The sequence below is a fragment of the Tsukamurella pseudospumae genome (assembly GCF_001575205.1).
In the GTDB taxonomy this organism is placed as follows: Bacteria; Actinomycetota; Actinomycetes; order Mycobacteriales; family Mycobacteriaceae; genus Tsukamurella; species Tsukamurella pseudospumae.
Genome location: NZ_LSRE01000009.1, coordinates 83508 through 98789, shown reverse-complemented (window position 1 = coordinate 98789; position 15282 = coordinate 83508). Strand labels below are relative to the sequence as shown.

The window sequence follows — 15282 nt, the reverse complement described above, 5'->3', positions numbered from 1 at the left end:
CCCCGCGCGCCCTGCCCCGCCCGCGCTCGGCCGAGCCCGAGCGCACCGTCGGCGAACTACTCCGGGCGCTCGCCGCGGATGCCGCCCCAGAGGAACGAGGTCATGATCTCGACGGCCCGGTCGAGCTCGACCTTTCCGGTGGCCAGACGGTCCGCGATCGCCTCACCGGAGCCGACCAGGGCCACGGCGTAGAGCTCGAAATCGGTGTCGTCGGGGGCGTACTTCGCCGCCTCGCGGAGCAGCACCGCCGTCATCTCGACCACCCGCTCGCGACTGGTCTCCGACAGCGCCGCGAACGCGGCCTGACCCGTGGCCTCCCGGTACATCACCCGCCACGCGTCGCGGTTCTGGTCGACGTACTGGAGGAAACCGGCGATCACCGAGCGCAGGCGCTGCAGCGGCGGGAGCGTGGGGCTCGCGTCGAACTCGATGCTGCGCATGAACTTGCCCGCCTCGCGGGTCACGCAGGCGCCGAACAGCTCGTCCTTGGACCCGTAGTACAGGTACAGCATCGGCTTGCTGATCTGCGCTTCACGGGCCACGGCGTCCATGGACGTCTCGTAGAACCCGTTGCGCGAGAACACCTTGATGGCGGCGTCCAGCATCTGCTGCTCGCGCACCGCGCGGGGCAGACGCTTCGTTCCACCGGCCATCGGCATCCTCCTTACTCTCGAGTCAGATAATAGCCCACAAAGTTACCCGCAAGTAAGTTCCGGGAGAATCCGCGGACTTCAGCAGGTGACGACGTGCTTGGCGCGGGCCACGCGGAGCACGGAGGCGTCCAACTGTTGACGCGTGAGCTTCCCCGACTTCACGGCGGCCTCCACCGCGTCCAGCGCGGCACCGAGCTGGTCGGTCGAGATCCACAGCGCGATGTCCGCCCCGGCGAGGAGCGCCTTCGTCACCGCCTGCGGCACGCTGAACTCGTTGGTGATCGCCTTCATGCCGGACAGGTCGTCGGTGAAGATCGGGCCGTCGAAGGGCTTGGCACCGTAGCCGGTTCCGCCGCGCAGCAGGTGCATGGTCGCGGGGCTCAGGCTGGTGGGCAGGCCCGGCTCGGTCAGCCCGGGCACCGTCAGGTGGCCCACCATGATCCCCGCGTCGCCGGACGCGGCCGCCGCGCGGAACGGGAGGAGGTCCTTGGTCTTGAGCTTGCTCAGCGGCGGCACGCTGACGCCGCCCTGATGCGAGTCGCCGGACGAGCTGCCATGGCCCGGGAAGTGCTTGAACACCGGGTACACGCCGCCGTCGCGCAGGCCGGCCGCGAAGGCCTGGGAGTACTTCGTGACCACGGCGGGATCGTTGGAGTACGACCGGTCACCGATGACGGAGTCGTCGGGCTGCGCGGAGACATCGGCGTCGGGCGCGAAGTCGACCGAGATGCCCATCGACTTCATGAGCTTGCCGACCCGCGCGCCCTCGGCCCGCGCCTGCGCGACGGTCATCGTGCGCGCCAGCTCCCGCGCCGAGACGAGGTTCGCGCCGGGCACCCGGGAGACGCGGCCGCCCTCCTCGTCGACGGACACCATCGCCGGCACCTTGCCCGCCTTCGCCACCGATTGCAGTGTGCCGCTGGAGAACACGCCCTTGTCGGTCCAACTACCGATGAACACCCCGCCCACGCCCTGCTGCACGGCACGGCGGGCGTCGGCGGCGTCCTTCACCCCGACCATGAGCAACTGCCCGACCTTCTCGCGCACCGTCATCTTCGCGAGGAAGTCCGTCCCACAGGACGCGGGGCGTCCCGGGCCCGACGGTGCCGCGGAGGCCGTCGAGCTCGCCGCCTGCGCGGCCGTCGCGGTCGTCGACGGCGCGTCGGGCGTGGAGGTGCCGCACGCGGCGACCGTGGCCGCGGCGATCACCACGATCGTGAGATTCCGGTTCAGTCGCATCGGGATCAGTGTGTCAGATCGGCCGTCAGCCCTTCGCGACCTTGTCGATCGAGGCGACGAGGAGCTTGTCGAACAGCGCGCGGTCGGGCGTGCTGTCCATCGACATCACGACCACGGAGACGGCGTACGACCCGACCCGCGCGATGCCGACGACGGACCGCTGCTTCGTGCTCTGCCCCGCGACCTGCGAGGTGGCGGTCTGCTCGATCACGACGAGGTCGTCCGCCGGGGTCTTCGGCGCGTCGGAGACGACGGTCGTCTCCATCTGCGTGCGCACCTTCTGGCCCTGCACCGACATCTCCGCGGTGACCGACTTGCACGCGCCCCGGTAGGAATCGCGCAGCTTCGCCACATCGGGCTTCTGTGCGATGACCGACTCGCTCGCCACGCCGGTCCCGACGGTGCCGACCGCCATGCCCAGCTGGGAGACGTTCAGGTTCTTCGCCGCGTCGACGACGGCCGTGCCGGACCCGCACGACGCCGGGGTGATGGTGGCGCCGTTGGCGGCGCCCGACAATTGGTCGACGGACTGCTGGAGCTGCGCCTGCCCGACGGGCACGGCCGTGATGCCGGCCGGCAGCTCGGCGGCGGTGAGCGCGAGGTCCTTCGCGGGCTTCGCGGCGGCCGCGGCCGTCTCCGCCGCGGTGGCGGAATGGCCGCTGTGGTCCGTCGTCTCGGCCGAGCCGCCGCCGCAGCCGGCGACGAGTGCGGCGGCGGCCAGTGCGGTGGTCGCGACGCCGGTGAGGCGGATGAGCTTCGTCATGATTTCTCCCGATTTCTGCAGGTCCTGCGCCCGCTGAGCGTGCCCGAGCACGCCCAGCGGACGTACCGTTCACCGGTGAGTATCGCTGTTCCCGCCTCCGCGTGGCTCCACGACTGGCACTTCGACGCCCTGGGTGTCGCGGCGGTCCTCCTGGCCGCGGCCTATCTGTGGGCCGCGCGGGGCGGGCCGGTGCCGTTCGTGCGCCGGGTCGCGTTCACGGTCGTCGGGTGCGCGGCGGCCGTGGCGATCGCGTGCGGACCGATCACGGAGTACGCGCCGCACCTGTTCTGGGTGCGGGCGCTGCAGATCACGCTGCTGCTGTACGTGGTGCCGCTGGGCCTGGCGTCGGGGATGCCGGTCACAGTCTTCGGCGGCCTCCTGTCCCCCGCCCGACGGTCCGCCGCGCTCCGGGCCCTGCGCAGCCCGCTCGCACGGGTCCTCGGGCACCCCGCCGTGGGCTCCGGCCTGTTGTTGGTGACGCCGTGGGTGCTGCTGTTCTCCGGCTGGAACCTCGCGGCGATGCGGAATCCCGCGCTCGACCTGCTCACGCGCTGCCTGCTCGTCGGCGCCGGTTTCGTGTACTTCTACACCCGGGTCCAGGCGGACCCCGTGCCGCGGCGCTACCCGCAGGGCCTGTCGCTGCTGATCACGCTGGTCGAATCGCTGGCCGACGGGGTACTCGGGATCGTCGTGTGGCTCGGACCGCTGCTGTACACCGCGCATTACGCCGCACTGGGTTTCAGCGAGGACTCGATGCGGCTGTCGCAGACCGTCGGGGCGGGCATGCTGTGGCTGCTCGCGGACCTGTTCGGCCTGCCCTTCCTGGTGATCCTCATGTTCGCGCTGCGCCGCGAGGACGCCGCCCGGCAGGTCCGGGTGGACGCGGCCGAGGACGCCCGGGACGCGGCGCGCGCCGACGACGAGCAGGCGGGCGGGGGCGCACCGTCGAACGGACTGTGGTGGGAATCCGACCCCGAACTGGCCAGCCGGTACCACCGCTGACACGCCCGTACTTGCATCTTGCAACTCAACGGTTTCGGCGTAATCTGGAGGTATCAGACAACCGCGAACATCGAGGTGATCCGCATGACTGTCTCCGTCAAGGTTCTGATCGCGTACGACGGCTCGGAGTCCTCCCAGCGCGCCGTGAAGTACGCCAGCAAGGTGCTCGCCCAGGGGCGTGACGCGGAGGCGATCGTGGTCACCGCATGGGAGTCCACGATCCATCAGGCCGCCCGTCTCTCCGCGATGTCGGGCGTCGCCGGGGCCGGGGCCGCCGAGACCGCCCTGACCCGCGAGAGCGACATCGTCCACGACGAGGCGCGCAAGACCAACCAGGAGGGCGTCGACCTCGCGGCCGCCTCCGGGTTCGCCGCCCGGGGTGAGCTGGTCGAGGTGTCCACCACGGTCTGGGCCGCACTGATCGCCGCGTCGGACACCGACGACGTCGACGTGATCGTGTCCGGCAGCCGCGGCATCTCCGGCATCAAGGCGCTGTGGCACTCGTCGGTCTCGGAGCACGTCCTGCGCGGCTGCCAACGGCCCGTGATGATCGTGCCCTCGGGCTGCGCGGACCTGTAGTCGCCGCCCGCGACCATGCCCGCACGCCGCGTGCGTCCGCGGCGTGCGTCCGCTCGACCTGTAGACTCGCCCGCATGGACCGCACCTCGATCATCGCCAGCGCCACCGCCGCGCTCGCCGGCATCGTCGTCGCCGTGGCCCTCGCACTGGTGAGCGGCGCGGCCGTCGGCCAGACGACGCCGTCCACCGACATCAACAGCGTGTCGAAGGACAAGGGCTTCCTGCAGGGCTCGTCGAACTACGGCGAGCGCGACGACTCGGGTGCCAACAAGTAGCCCCCAGCATTCCGACGAACCCCTGACCCGCCGCGCAGGCGCGTGGGCGTTCGTCGTCCTGCTCGCGCTGAGCTTCCTCAGCGCCCCCGGCAAGGTCGTCGCCGACACCAAGCTCGACCTCACCGCGAACCCCCTCGGCTTCCTGGCCCGGGCGGCGAACATCTGGTCCAGCCAGTCGCCGCTGGGCCAGGTGCAGAACCAGGCCTACGGGTACTTCTTCCCGCACGGCGCCTTCTTCGCCCTCGGCCAGCTCCTGCACGTCCCGCCGTGGATCACGCAGCGGTTGTGGTGGGCGCTGCTGCTGTTCGCCGGGTTCTGGGGGATCGTCCGGCTCACGGAGGCGCTGGCCACCGGGTCGCGCGGCAGCCGGATCGTGGCCGCGTCCGCGTTCGTACTCGCACCGCAGGTACTCACCACACTCGGTGCGATCAGCTCCGAGACCGCGCCGGTGATGCTCGCGCCGTGGGTGCTGCTGCCGCTGGTGCAGATGCTCACGGGCGCGGACGTCCCCCTGCGGAACCTGGCCGCGAGATCCGCGGTCGCGGTCGCGCTGATGGGCGCGGTCAACGCCGTGGCCACCGGCTTCGCGTGCGCGGTGGCCGCGGTGTGGTGGCTGCTGCACGTGCGCTTCGGCCGCGGGACCGGCCCGTTCTGGCGGTTCAGTGCCTGGTGGGCGGTGTGCGTCGCGCTGGCCACCACCTGGTGGATCGTGCCGCTGCTCATCATGGGCCGGGTCAGCCCGCCGTTCCTCGAGTTCATCGAGTCCTCCCGCGCCACCACGCAGTGGGCGTCGCTGCCGGAGGTCCTCCGCGGCACCACGTCGTGGAGCCCCTTCATCTCCGACGAACGCGCGGCCGGCGCGATGCTGACCACCGCCCCCGCCGCCGTGGTCGTCACGGGCCTGCTCGCCGCCGCCGGCATCGCGGGGCTCACCATGCGCGGCATGCCCAAGCGCGGCGTCTGGGCGACGGTGTTGCTGATCGGGTTGGCCGGCATCGGCGCGGGCTACGCGAGCGGGTTGGGCTCGCCCTTCGCAGAACCGGTGCGCGTCTTCCTCGACAGTGTCGGCGCACCGCTGCGCAATGTCTACAAACTCGAACCCTTCCTGCGGTTGCCACTCGTCCTGGGCCTGACGCACCTGCTCGCGCGGGCGCCGCTACCGGGCACCGTCGGGCTCGCGCGCGTGCGGCGGGCACTGGCGCACCCCGAGCACGACCGGCTCGCCGCGGGCGCGCTCGCGGTCGTCGTGGTGCTGGCGCTCGCGGGCGGCATGGCCTGGACCGGCAAGCTCGCGCCCCGCGGCCCCTACGACAAGATCCCCGACTACTGGTCGCAGGCGGCCGGCTGGCTGTCCTCGCACGCCGCCGGGACCGCGCCGGGGCAGGCCCGGGCCGAGCGCGCCCTGGTCGTGCCGGGCGCGCCCTTCGGCGCGCAGTTGTGGGGCCTCACGCGCGACGAGCCGATCCAGCCCCTCGCGGAAACCCCGTGGGCCGTGCGCGACGCGATCCCGCTCAACCCGCCCGGCGCGATCCGTGCCCTCGACTCGGTGCAGCGCCTGTTCAGCGCGGGAACCCCGTCACCGGGGCTCGCGGCCACGCTGCGCCGGCAGGGCATCTCCTACCTGGTGCTGCGGGCCGACCTCGACCCCGACACCTCCCGCTCGGCGCGCCCGGCGCTGGCCCGCGCGGCGATCGAGGGCTCGCCCGGGATCACGCAGGTCGCCACGTTCGGGCCCGAGGTCGCGCCGCCGACCGTCGAGAAGGTGGTCGTCGACTCGGGACTCCGGCCGCCCCTGCCCGCCATCACGATCTACCGGGTCGACGGTGCCGTTCCCACCGGCCCGTACGTCACCGACCTGGCGTCGATGCCGCGGGTCGCCGGCGGTCCGGAGTCGCTGCTCACGCTGCAGGCCGACGCCGCGACCGCGGGCCGGCGCGAGCTGGGCTCAGCGCTGCTCGCCTCGGACGCCGCCGCGGCCGGCCTGCCCGACGGTCCGCTGACAGTCACGGACACGCCGAAGAACCGCGAGACCGACTACGGCCGGGTCGACGACCACAGCTCCGCGATCCGCACCGCCGACGACGCTCGTCGCACGCTCAACCGGTTGCCGGACTACCCCGTCGCGGGCGCGGGCCCAGTCGACGGGGCCTGGGATCCCGACGGCGGCGGCGCGAGCATCACGGCGTCGAGCTCGGCGGCCGACGCGACGCAGCTCGGCACGGTGCTCCCCGGCGCCGGACCGGCCGCGGCGGTCGACGGCGACAAGAACACGTCCTGGGTGTCGTCGGGCCTGGACCACGCGCTGGGCCAGTGGCTGCAGTTCACGCTGCCGGAGGCGCGCGGCGACCTCTCGGTGACGGTCACCGTCGGGCGGGCGCTCGGCCCCGCGGTCACACGGCTGCTGATCTCGACCGAGGCGGGCACCGTCTACTCCGATCCGGTCACGGCGAACACCCCGATCACGCTGGTCGCGCCGTCCGAGCCGACGCGCTGGGTTCGGATCACCGCCGCCGACACCACCGATCACACCTGGGGCAACCAGTTCGCGGTCTCCGAGGCGCAGCTCACCGACGCCCGGACCGGTCGCGCGGTCCCCGCCCGTCACGACGTGGTCCTGCCACGGTCCGGCCCCGCGGAGCGCTGGGTCTTCGGGCAGGACACGATGGGCCGCTCCGGCTGCGTCGTCACACCCGGCGAGAAGGGCGCGCCGGGCCCGGTGCAGTGCGCCGACATCGCGATCGGACCCGAGGAGCCCGGCCGGCTGCGGCGCACCGTCGACGGTCCCGGCGCCCCGGCCGTTCTGCCCGCGTTGACGGTGCGAGCTCGGCCCGGTCAGGCGCTGTCGACGCTGCTCGCGAATCCGGCGGCGCCGTCGGCGTACGCGGAGTCGGCGGTCGGCGACGGCCGGGGCAGTTCCGCCGCGGTGACGGACGGCGACCCGAACACCACCTGGACCGCCCCGCAGTCGGTCACGCAGGCCACCTCGCCGAAGCCGGTCCTGCGGTTGCGGCTGCCGTCGGCGCAGCTGGTCGCGGGCCTGACGCTGACGATGCCCCGCGGCGAGGCGCCCACCCGGCCGACGCGGGTCGGCATCGACCTGGGCACGGGCCGGCAGGTGCGCGAGGTGCCGGCGGGCGATTCCGTCACGGTGAATGTCGATCCCGCCGTGACCGATTCGATCTCGATCTCCCTGCTCGACTGGGACGAGCGGCTCAACGTCAACGCCCTCGGATTCCCGGAGAAGATGCCGCCCGGTCTGGCCGATGTCCAGGCCGTCGGGCCCGACGGTGCGCCCGTTCCCGGCTCCGAGCCCGCCCCCGCGGACCGCCCGATCTCGGTGCCGTGCGAGACCGGACCGACGGTCCGGATCGGCGACCGGGACGTCCGGTTCCGGCTCGAGGCGAGCGCCCGCGAGCTGCGCGACGGTACGCCGGTCCGCGCGATCGCCTGCGATACCGCTCCGCTGCCTCTGCCGGGCGGTCGGACGCAGGTCGTCGCGACGCCCGGGCTCGCGTTCAGTGTGGAGACGCTGACCCTGGACACGCCTGCATCGGCGTCCGCCGCGGATTCGGCCCGCGATGCGCCGCGGGACGAGAGCGTGAAGGTGCAGAGCTGGACCCCCGACCGTCGCGTCGTGACGGTCAGCAGCGCGGCCGCCGACCAGGTCCTCGTCGTGCCCGAGAGCCGGAACCCCGGCTGGGCCGCGACCGGGCCGGACGGGAAGCCGCTGCGCGCGGTGACCGTCAACGGGTGGCAGCAGGGCTGGGTGGTTCCCGCGGGGACCGATGGCGCTGTGACACTGCGGTTCTCTCTGAACGCGCCGTACCGCATCGGGCTGTTCGGCGGGCTGCTCCTGCTCGTGATCCTCGCCGCGCTGGCGCTGGTTCCGGGTTCCCGACCCGGCGCCTCCGCCGCCGTACGTGCCTGGCAGCCGGGGCCGCTCGCCGGTGTCGGTGTGGGCGCGGCGGCGTTCGTGCTGAGCGGCTGGCCCGGTCTGGCGCTGTGGGCGGTCGCCGGCGTGGCGACGTGGGTGATCTCGTCGCTGCACGTGAGCCCCGAGCGCCGCGCCGCCCTGCGCGTCTTCGGCTCGGCGGGTTTCGTGCTCGCCGCGATGCTGCTCCTGGCCACGGGCCCCTGGCACGCCGATGCCGGCTACGTCGGCCACGGGCCCTGGCCCCAGGGCCTCGCCCTCGTCGGCGTGTTGCTGATGGCCTGGTCGACGGTGCCACCCCTCCGCCTGCCGGGCCGTCGTCGCGACCGATCCGGTGAGGCGGGGCCGGCGGGCGCAGCAGGGACGGCGGGGACGGCGGGGACGGCGGTCAAGCCCCGCTCCGCCGAGGAGCAGTAGTCGGTCGAGAAAGGTATGCGCTGCACGCATACCCCACGTTTACGCAGCTCAGATGAGGTTTTGGGAGCGAAGGGTTATGCGGTTCGCGCATACCCCGATCGGGCGCTCCACCGCGACAGCCATCGCCGACCACCCACGCCCGACCCGCGTGAGCCCGCGAGCTGAAGGCTGGGAACGTAAGCCAGGAGCCGGCAGCCGGGAACGTGAGCCGGGAGCCGGGAACGTGAGCAGGGGAGCCACGGGCCGGCAACGTGGGCCAGGAGCCGCGGGCCGCGGGCCGGCAACGTAGCGCTGGGAGCGTGGAGTGCGGGCCACGGACCACAAGACCACAGACCGCTCGAGAACACGCGTCGCGAGCAACGCGCCCACCTCGCAGCCCACCGGGGGTATGCGCAGCACGCATACCCCCAGCCGAAAAATATGCGCCTGACCTGCACATACTTGGGTATGCACGATGCGCATACCCTTTTCGGAACGACACTGCCCTCGCCCCAGCCCGGCACCTGCGGCGCCCCGACCCAACCCGCCCAGCCCGGCCCCGCCTGACCTGACTCCGGCCTGTCCTCGATCCGGACCGGTGTTAGACCCCGGCCTCGGTCTCGACCGCGCTCCCGACCGCGCCGTCCACCGCGCCCTGGGACCCGACTGTGGCGGCGGACCGTCGGGCCTCATGACGGGCCAGCCAGCGGCGGGCCGGCTCCTCCACCCAGGCGTAGCTCAGCGCCGCTACGGCGATCGAGAAGACGAGGGTCAGCAGCGTGACCGCCACCATGTTCCCGTGGAAGGGCATGATCGCGAACAGCGGGAAGATCGCGGTCAGCACCACGAGGTGCCAGATGAAGATCCCGTACGACCAGCGCCCCAGCGCCAGCATCGGCCCCGACGCCAGCCATCGCGACGGCGCCCCCACGGGTGCGAGCACGAGCGGTGCCAGCAGCAGGAGGGCCAGCACACCACCCAGGCCCATCCGGACCGCGAACTGCCAGGACTCGGGGGTGTCCAGCGTCACCGGGCCGCCGAGTGGCGTGCAGATCACCCCGAACACGACGAGGGCTGCCGGCCAGCAGATCCGCCGCCGCGCGAGCCGCCGCGCCCCCGCGTACCGCGACACCGGAGCACAGACCATCTCCGCGAGCACCATGCCCGCCACGAACCACGGGACGTAGGAGGGCAGCCAGTTGTGGTGGTTCACTCCCGGGGGCAACGCCAGCGCGGCGCCGACCCACGCCCAGGACAGCGACGCCGCCGCCACCGCCAGCAGGACCGGCACGCGCCATGGCGCCCGCGCTCCGCGCACCCGCACCAGTGCCACCGCAGCGAGCGGCAGCACCAGGTAGAACAGCATCTCCACCGACAGCGACCACATCTGGGTCAGCCCGTCGGTGAGCGAATAGGGCACGAAGACCTGCGTCAGCGTGAGGTTGGCGAACCAGGTGGATCCGGACGGCGGGTCAGCCCGCGGCAGCAGCGCCAGCGCCACCACCGCGACCACCAGATACGCCGGCATGATCCGCACGAGTCGCGACCGGTAGTACCGCCCCGTCGCAGGCCCGGCACCGTCGGACCACGCGGCCCGCGCATGCGCGCGCCACAGCAGGAATCCCGACAGCCCGAAGAACAGCGCGACCGCCATGTCGAACCGGCCCCACACCCGGCCCATCACCGAATGTCCCACCTGACCGGTCTGGAAGGCGGTGTGGGTGAGCATGACGGCGACCGCCGCGACCGCCCGCATTCCTTCGAGCGCGGGCACGAAACCGGCCGCGCCCGCAGTCTTTGCAGTCGCGAAATCGCTGGTACCGGCTGTGCTCATCGTCCACAGAATCTACCCGTGATTCCGGCCCGCCCCGCGCGCGCGACCGGTGTCCCGCCGGTCGCACCTGTAGGCTCGGGTACTTGTAGACGGGTGCGCCGGTGCGTGCCCTCGCAGCGAACCGGCGCGTGCGACCACGCATGCGCCCCGTAGAAGATGTGAGGAGACACTTCGATGGCGGTAGGCCGTAGCAGGCTGGCGCGCGTTATCGGTCCGATCCTGATCTTCGTGGGCGCACTCCTGATCACGTCCGCGATCGCCGGACCGGTCTACGTGGCCGGCAAGCTGACCACGATTCCGCTGAACCTGGACATCACCACGGTGGCGAGGTCGGAGAAGCCTGCGGACTCACAGGCGGACGCGCAGTTCCCCGCGCGCCAGCTGGACCTGTGCTCGTTCAACAAGCCGAAGGCCGTGATCAACGACGTCTCGGTGACCACGCAGACCCGCACGCTCGTGACCTCGCCGTCGGACAAGAGCACGATGACCGTCCAGTCCGGCATGTCCATGGTGGTCCCCTCGATCAAGACCAAGGGCGAGCCCCGGCACCCCGAGCTGACCGGCGCCGCGAAGAACGAGCGCCCCTGCGACGACGGCCTGGTGCAGGCGTGGCTGGACCGCGTATCGCTGGACCGCGAGACGGGCAAGCCCACCGACAAGATCTCCGAGGCCACCTACTCGCCCGGCGAGAGCGCTCCCGCGGTGAAGATCGGCGATCGTCAGGGCCTGCAGTACCGCTTCCCCGCGGACACGACGCAGGACGGCCAGTACTCGTTCTTCGACCTCATCACGCGCAAGAACGTGGGCCTGAAGTTCGTCGAGGAGAAGGAGGTCAGCGGGACCAACACGCTGCACTTCCAGGGCACCCAGGACTGGGTCGACCTCTCGACCATCCGCGACGGCAGCGACGCGACCCTCGGCACGGTGCTCACCAAGACCGCCGGCTGGTGGGGCATCGAGGGACCGGGCGTCGACGCCAAGGACGACATCACCCTCAACCGCTGGGCCAAGACCGCGGTCGACCTGTGGGTGGACCCGAAGTCGGGCATCATCGTCGACCAGTCGCTGCATTACACGCAGCAGTTCCGCACCCCCGCGCAGGTCTCACCGAACACGGCGAAGGCGATCCGCGACTTCCGCCTCGAGGTCTTCAACGCCCAGCAGCGCTGGGTCGATGCGACGGTCCGCTCGCAGGCGGAGGCCGCGAAGTCGGCGCAGAACAGGATCGCGGTCGCGAAGTACGTGGTGCCGGTCGCCGGCGGTGTGCTCGGCGTGATCGCCCTGGGGCTCGGCGCGTTCGCGCTGGTCCTGGGCCGTCGGGCCGCTCCTGCGGCGGGCGGGCGCACCGGGGGCGGAAGCTACGACGGTGCCGCCCCGAGCGCCCCGCTCGACGACGAGCCCACCGCGCACTTCGGTGACGATCCGACGACGCCGCTGGGCGCCGACGCGGACCCGGCCACGGAGGCCTTCAGCGCTCAGCCGCGGCCGGACGAGTCCCGGACCGAGGCGATCGACTTCCGGAAACGGGACGACCAGCGCTGATCGCCACAACAGCACCGACCACCATCACCGCCGCGAGCGCACCCAGCGCCGCGGCGGTGATCATTTCCGCGGGGGTCCGCGGCCACGTCAGCAGGACGGCCGCCTCGACCGCGAGCACCGCCCACGCGTAGCCGGCCATGCGGGTGCGCTCGATCGCGATCGCGTACAGCAGCAGCCCCTGCAGCAGCGCGATGAGCGCGCCCTGCGCGGCGAACAGCCACAGCAGCCCCTGCACGGGCCGGTACTCCGCGCCGGCGAGCAGCGTGGCGAGCGGCGCGCAGATCGCGGCCCCGGCCACGCACACCAGTCCGAGCCCGATCAGCAGAGCGAGCACGGTGCGCAGTGCGCCCCGGGCCCGTTCGGGCGTGGCGAGCTGCGGATAGAACACGACTCCCACCGCCTGCGGCAGCCAGAACGCGACCTTCGCGGCCACCGCGCCCAGCGCGTAGGTGCCGCCGGCGGCCGCTCCCAGCACGGGCCGCGCGAGCAGCAGGTCCAGCGACGCGAACACCGCGAGCACCAGCTGCACCGAGCTGGCGCCCAGAACGGCCCGCACGCCGGCGACGGGATCGAGTGAGGGCGCACCGTCGGACCCGGGCGGCGAGCCGGCGAGCACCCGGCCGAGCCCGGCCGCGACGAGAGCGCCCACGGTCGTGCCGAGCAGTGCGGGGCCGGGGCCCACCAGCAGCCCCGGAATGCTGAACGCCAGCTTCCCCAGGCCCGCGACGGCCAGCAGGACGGCGAGTCGTCCGAACCGCCGCTCCCCCTGCAGGACGCCCTGTTCGACGGCGAGCAGCACCAGCGCGGGTGCGGCGGCGAGTGCGGCGGCGGCCGTGATCGCCCGGGTGTGCAGGCCCGCGGCCGCGAGCGGCACCGCGACCCCGGCGAGCAGCGTCGCGCCGACCGCGATCACGTACCCGAGGCGGCGCATCTGCGCGGCGCCCGCGCCGCGCACCACCTGGCGCGCGACCACCGTCTGCAGTGCCAGCGCCGGCACCGCGAGCACCAGCACGAGCTGCAACAGCGCGGCGAACTCGCCGTAGCCGGACGGCCCGAGCCAGCGGCTCGCCGGCAGGTGCACGAGGTACGAGCAGAGGTTCGCCAGCATCGAGCCGACCGTCACCCACGCCAAACCGCTCACCCGCACATTCTGTCAGTAGGGTGGCGGAGATGAGATCGCGCGACGCTGCCCTCGCCGCCTGGTCGGCCGCGCTCGCGTTCGTGATCCTGGGCCCGCTGGCGGTGGGCGGGCGGTATCTGCTGCTCCGCGACGCGGTCTCCACGCCGCGCTCGCACCTCACCGACGCCGCGCTCGGCCTCGGCGGCAACGCCGCTCGCGCGACCCCGCAGGACTGGTTGCTGGCGCTCGGCTCGCAGGTCGTCGACGGTGGCCTGCTGGTCACGGCCCTGCTGTTCGTCGCGCTCACCGCGGCGGGGTGGGGCTTCGGGCGCTGCGCGCTCGCGATACTGAGTGCCGTGGGCCGCGACGCCGGCCTCGGCGCGGGCCTGGCCGGGGCGACGGTGGGGCTGTGGAACCCGTTCGTCGCCGAGCGCCTGCTGCAGGGGCACTGGAGTCTGCTGGCCGGCTACGCGGCGATCGGGTGGATGATCGTAGCCGGACTGCGGCTGTCCGGCCGGCGGCAGCTCGGCGCCTTCGCCGCCTGCCTCGCCGCGGGCGGCCTCACGCCGACGGGCGCCGTGTTCGCGCTGATCGCGGGCCTCGTGACGGCGCCGCGGCGCTGGGCGTGGCAGTTGGGCCTGTTCGTCTGTGCGGCGGCGCCGTGGGTGTATCCCTCGCTGGTGTCGGGCGACGGTGTCCGCGCCGACCCGGCGAGCGTCGCCGTGTTCGCCGCACGGGCCGAGCCCGGACTGGGCACGCTGGGGTCGTTGCTCGGGCTCGGGGGGATCTGGAACCGCCAGTCCGTGCCCGACGGTGCGCCGTGGCTCTGGACCGTCCTCGCCATCGTCCTGCTGGTGGGCGGGCTGATCGTGCTTCGCGCCCGCCTGTTCTCGCCGCCGCTGGGCCGGATCGCGCTGCTCGCACTGTGTGCGGTGGTCCTGCCCGCGCTCGCGGCGACCGGGCCGGGAGTATCGGTGCTCGGGGCCGTGGTGCAGGCGATCCCGGGGAGCGGGCTGCTGCGCGACGGGCAGAAGTGGGTGGCGCTCGCGGTGCCGCTCGTCGCGACCTGCGCCGCGGCCCTGGTGTCCGCGCTGCCGGCCACGGCCCGCACCGCGGGGGCGGTCGCGGTCGCCGCGCTGCCGATCGCGGTCCTGCCGGGGCTCGCGTGGGGCGTCGGCGGGGCGCTCGCGCCGGTGACCTACCCGGCGTCCTGGCGCACCGTCGCCGATGCCGTGCCGGCGGACCGCGGGGCGGTCGCCGTGCTGCCGCCGGGGATGTTCCGGACGTACGCCTACGGGCCCGCGGCGCCGGTACTCGACCCGGCGCCGCGGATGCTGCGCGCGCCCGTCCTGCAGACCGGTGAACTGCGGGTGGGCGGCCGGTCGGTGGATCGCGTGCCGGGCGTCGCGGCCGACGCCGAGGACGCGCTCGCCTCTGGCGGCGACGCCCTCGCGGGCCGGCTGGCGCAGCTCGGCATCGGGTGGGTGCTCGTGGAGGCGGTGTCCGGCGACGACGGAGCGGTGTTCCCGACGGTGCCCCTGCCGGGCCTGGCACTCGTCGTCGACACGCCCGAGCTGCGGCTCTATCGCGTGCCGGGCGAGATCGCGACCGCGGGCGCGTCGCCGCCGGAGCGCGCCGGAGCGTGGGCCGCGCACCTGCTGTGGGCCGCGGTACTACTGGGCGGCGCAGCTGCGGCCTCCCCGATCCGACGGTCCGCCGCCCGCGCCGTGGCCGCCGACTCCGACGACGACGGCTGAGCGCCCGGACATTCTGTACACCGTTCGGTCTTTTTGCGATTCCGCTTGCAGCTTCATGTCCGTTATTTCTTCATGTAATTAGCGCAGCGCATGATGCGCTATTCGTGGCGAAATGAGAACCCTTCACCGATGTCGGCTATCTCACTGTTCCCAGGTCTTTTGTGCCGCTATCCACTTCGGGATCATGATTC

Annotated in this window: 11 protein-coding genes; 6 read left to right on the top strand and 5 right to left on the bottom strand. The window is 72.9% G+C overall.

The annotated features are described in order from the left end of the window. Nucleotides 1-56: 56 nt before the first annotated feature. The 3 genes from AXK61_RS06570 to AXK61_RS06560 all read right to left on the bottom strand — a co-directional run bounded on the left by AXK61_RS06570 (nucleotide 57) and on the right by AXK61_RS06560 (nucleotide 2655). Nucleotides 57-653, bottom strand: coding sequence for a TetR/AcrR family transcriptional regulator (locus AXK61_RS06570; RefSeq protein ID WP_068573837.1), 597 nt, complete (start codon nucleotides 651-653; stop codon nucleotides 57-59). 78 nt (nucleotides 654-731) lie between these two features. Beyond that, the gene (locus tag AXK61_RS06565; protein ID WP_068573835.1) at nucleotides 732-1892 is read right to left on the bottom strand and encodes a glycoside hydrolase family 3 N-terminal domain-containing protein; all 1161 of its coding nucleotides are present in this window, start codon (nucleotides 1890-1892) and stop codon (nucleotides 732-734) included. A gap of 25 nt (nucleotides 1893-1917) precedes the next feature. Continuing rightward, on the bottom strand, nucleotides 1918-2655 hold the full coding sequence (locus AXK61_RS06560) for a hypothetical protein (RefSeq protein ID WP_068744507.1): 738 nt from the start codon (nucleotides 2653-2655) through the stop codon (nucleotides 1918-1920). Nucleotides 2656-2730: 75 nt separating this feature from the next. Between AXK61_RS06560 and AXK61_RS06555 the strand changes: the two genes are divergently transcribed. From AXK61_RS06555 to AXK61_RS06540, 4 genes are all read left to right on the top strand, one after another. After that, nucleotides 2731-3657, top strand: a complete 927-nt coding sequence (locus tag AXK61_RS06555) for a cytochrome c oxidase assembly protein (RefSeq protein ID WP_068744505.1) — start codon at nucleotides 2731-2733, stop codon at nucleotides 3655-3657. 84 nt (nucleotides 3658-3741) lie between these two features. Beyond that, a complete protein-coding gene (locus tag AXK61_RS06550) occupies nucleotides 3742-4236 on the top strand; it encodes a universal stress protein (RefSeq protein WP_068573829.1) in 495 nt (164 codons plus the stop codon). Nucleotides 4237-4310: 74 nt separating this feature from the next. Continuing rightward, a complete protein-coding gene (locus tag AXK61_RS06545; protein WP_068573827.1) occupies nucleotides 4311-4511 on the top strand; it encodes a DUF2613 family protein in 201 nt (66 codons plus the stop codon). Further along, complete coding sequence (locus AXK61_RS06540) at nucleotides 4498-8859, top strand: alpha-(1->3)-arabinofuranosyltransferase (RefSeq protein WP_197466762.1); 4362 nt, start codon at nucleotides 4498-4500, stop codon at nucleotides 8857-8859. Before AXK61_RS06545 ends, AXK61_RS06540 begins: the two co-directional genes overlap by 14 nt. Before the next feature lie 580 nt (nucleotides 8860-9439). On the opposite strand, the gene AXK61_RS06535 is transcribed toward AXK61_RS06540, so the two are convergent. Then, nucleotides 9440-10672: an acyltransferase family protein gene (locus AXK61_RS06535; protein WP_082789249.1), complete on the bottom strand. Its 1233-nt coding sequence runs from the start codon at nucleotides 10670-10672 to the stop codon at nucleotides 9440-9442. Nucleotides 10673-10846: 174 nt separating this feature from the next. On the opposite strand from AXK61_RS06535, the gene AXK61_RS06530 reads away from it, so the two are divergent. Beyond that, entirely contained in the window at nucleotides 10847-12214 is a 1368-nt protein-coding gene (locus AXK61_RS06530) for a PorA family protein (RefSeq protein WP_068744367.1), read from the top strand. On the opposite strand, the gene AXK61_RS06525 is transcribed toward AXK61_RS06530, so the two are convergent. Beyond that, nucleotides 12141-13355 carry a lipopolysaccharide biosynthesis protein gene (locus AXK61_RS06525; protein ID WP_068744365.1) on the bottom strand — a complete coding sequence of 405 codons (1215 nt, stop codon included), beginning with the start codon at nucleotides 13353-13355 and terminating at the stop codon, nucleotides 12141-12143. The genes AXK61_RS06530 and AXK61_RS06525 overlap by 74 nt on opposite strands. A 29-nt stretch (nucleotides 13356-13384) precedes the next feature. On the opposite strand from AXK61_RS06525, the gene AXK61_RS06520 reads away from it, so the two are divergent. Continuing rightward, a complete protein-coding gene (locus AXK61_RS06520) occupies nucleotides 13385-15091 on the top strand; it encodes a hypothetical protein (RefSeq protein ID WP_068744363.1) in 1707 nt (568 codons plus the stop codon). Nucleotides 15092-15282 lie beyond the last annotated feature (191 nt).